Source organism: Hominilimicola sp. (assembly GCF_046972485.1).
GTDB lineage: Bacteria > Bacillota > Clostridia > UBA1381 > UBA1381 > Hominilimicola > Hominilimicola fabiformis.
Genome location: NZ_JBKVWU010000187.1, coordinates 1 through 3,044, shown reverse-complemented (window position 1 = coordinate 3,044; position 3,044 = coordinate 1). Strand labels below are relative to the sequence as shown.

Annotated in this window: 3 protein-coding genes; 1 reads left to right on the top strand and 2 read right to left on the bottom strand. The window is 36.9% G+C overall.

The features are described 5' to 3' along the window. Window positions 1-498, bottom strand: a 498-nt coding sequence (locus ACLTU0_RS11590; protein ID WP_412322590.1) for a YicC/YloC family endoribonuclease, incomplete at its 3' end; no start/stop codon positions are given. A 203-nt stretch (window positions 499-701) separates the two neighbouring features. Further along, window positions 702-2,087: a copper amine oxidase N-terminal domain-containing protein gene (locus ACLTU0_RS11585; protein ID WP_412322588.1), complete on the bottom strand. Its 1,386-nt coding sequence runs from the start codon at window positions 2,085-2,087 to the stop codon at window positions 702-704. A gap of 138 nt (window positions 2,088-2,225) precedes the next feature. On the opposite strand from ACLTU0_RS11585, the gene ACLTU0_RS11580 reads away from it, so the two are divergent. Then, window positions 2,226-3,044 (top strand): NFACT family protein (locus ACLTU0_RS11580; RefSeq protein WP_412322587.1); only part of this gene is annotated, 819 nt, incomplete at its 3' end.

Below are 3,044 nucleotides of genomic sequence, written 5' to 3'. Positions count from 1 at the left end.
CATATAGTCAATTCTCTCGCACAAGTCCTTTTGTATTCTCTCGCCCTCACGCTCACGCATTGCGATAAAGTCGCTAAGTGCGCCGTCAAGAACGGTTTTAACCGTATTCCACAGAGCCTCCTCATCTTCTTCAACTCTTTCGGTTGAGAAAATGTCCGGATTTGACGCAACGTTTGATACTGTTATATCGTCCTTTAATCCAAATTCATCTCTAAGTTGGTATAAAACATCTATGTAATTTTTTGCGATTTCCTTATTTAATGTAATCTGCTTGTCGGCAGTTTCGTAGTTCTCTACATTAAGGTATATATCAACCTTACCGCGAGTTATACTTGACGATACATACTTTCTGATTTTATCTTCCAAAAAGCCAAGATGTCTTTGCACTTTTATATTGTAATCCGAATATCTGTGATTTACCGATTTTATCTCCACAAGTATCTTTTTTCCTTCTGTTACGGCCTCTCGTCTGCCGTATCCGGTCATACTTTTCAGCATAGCACGTTCTCCCGTCTAATATATTATATAGGCATATTAACCCATTATTTTTTTATTATACCACAAGTTCTTGTATTTGAACAGTCTTATTTTAAATTTTTTTGAAAAATTCATTACAAAAATAACAGAAATGTATCCGTCAAGTTTGTTATTTCGACAAAAAAAACAGACGAACTGTAAATTCAGCTCGTCTGTTTACCGACTTAATTATTTTTTGTTTTTATCGCACTTACAAATAAATCAGTTATATCAGCCGCACCTGTCGGAATTTCAGGTGTCACTATTGTATCGTCCTTTTCCGCATTTGACGATACTGTCATTTTAAGTGACATATCATCAGCATATCCGACTTCTATATTTGCGTCACTCGTTGATTTTGTTGCGTCCGTTTCGCTGTTTGCGGAAACGTTGAACTTGAAATCATTTTTTAATTGATTATAGTCACTGTCCGATATATTGCTTATATTTTTCAAAATGTTAAGCATATCTTCTGATTTGATATTCATTTTTAGGCTGTAACCGCCGTTTTCAGTTTCTGTAACCGTTATATATTTATCCATCTGTTCATACATATCAAACATTGAAGCCAACGAAATAATAGTATTAATATCAGTATCGCCCTCTGTCTGATAAGCACTCTTTAATGTGTCCATAGCCTTTGCAGTATTTCCGCCGACAGCACTGTCCACTATATTTATTGTAGCAGCCGGCACACCGAGAGAAGTCAAGGCTTTGTTTAAATCAATACTGTACCATACATCACTCTTTACGATAAGTGCCAATGCCTTGATTTTTGCATTGTCCGAGCTTTGAGCAAGTTTTTCTATAACATCTGTTTTAAAGTAAACCTTATCATCCGCTACTACTGCGTTGAGTGTTGCGTCATTTACACTGCTTTCATTCAATGAGCCGTTAAACTTCACATCCGCACCCGCAACATTATCTTTATTTTTGCCGTCAATACTTCCGTTTGCCGCAACACTGTATTTACTGTTGCCGTTATTCAAATCAAAACTCACATCAAATGCAGTATATTCCTTATTATATTTCGGTGTTTCCTTATTTAAAAGTTTTGAAATATTCGGTGCCGAGTTTTCAAATTCGTTAAAATAATCGTCAGCATCAAGGATTACAACTGTTTCCGTATCTCCGTCCCAGCCTACCTGCATACCGAATGCGTTACTCATAAAACGAATAGGAACAAGAGTTCTGTCATCAACAATAATCATAGGTGTGTCCATTTTAACGGTTGATTCACTTCCGTTATTGTCTACATATATTGTATCGTCCATAAGTGTAAACTTAATTGTTGTGTCACCCTTTTTAGCCGTTACAAGTCTGCTTGAATCATCATAATCAACGCTTGCGCCCATATTTTCAAGTGCCGCTCTGAACGGTATCATAACTCTGCCGTCAGTATTTACAGGCTTAACGTCATCATATTTTACAACCTTATCATTATATACAATATGTATTTCCGATTTATCACCGTACACGCTCGAAACTTCTTTTACTCTTTCCGCCGCACTTACCGAAAAGCACGGTACAACCATTGACGCCACAACTGCCGCCGCAATAATTTTCTTCATATTATTTTTCCTCACTTTCGTATAAAGCATTGCTTTGAGGTTATTATACCACAGCAAAATCGTTTTAGCAAGATTTTTATTGTTTTTTTATATAAATATGGTATAATAAAAAATAATACATTTACACAGGAGGACATTATGGCATTTGACGCAGTAGCGGTTCGTTGTCTTGTCAAAGACCTTAAAGACAAGCTTATAAACAGCCGTATAGATAAAATACATCAGCCTGAAAAAGACGAAATTACAATAAATTTGAGAACAATGACGGATAATTTTAAACTTGTGCTTTCCGCAAGTCCTGCACATCCGCGTGTTCATTTCACAAACGTTTCAAAGAAAAATCCTATCAGTGCGCCTATGTTTTGTATGCTTTTGAGAAAGCATATTGGCAGCGGTAAAATTACGGATATTGAACAGATTGGCTTTGAACGTATTATAAAATTTTCGATAGAAAGTTATGACGAACTCGGCGACCTTACGACAAAATATCTTATAGTCGAAATTATGGGCAGACATTCAAATATTATTCTTACCAATCAAGATATGCGTATTCTTGACTGTATCAAACACATTGATTTTACGGTAAGTTCGGTACGTCAGCTGCTTCCCGGACTTGACTATGTTTCACCGCCTGTCCAGGATAAAACTGACCTTACGGAAATAAGCGAAACAGCAAACATAGATTTTTCATCACCGATACAGACCGCCGATAAAGCCATTCTTTCCGCAATAGCAGGTATCAGTCCGCTTACATCAAGAGAAATTGTATATCGTGCGTTCGGTCGCACAGACGTGAAGTGTTCCGAACTTACGGATAACGGCAGAAATAAACTTTTATACGAAACGGTTAAACTTGCCAAAGACGTTCAGCAAAACAATTTCAGCCCTTGTATGATTATAAATTCCGCCTCGGGCAAGTTAATGGAATTCAGTGCCACACCTATAACACAGTACGAA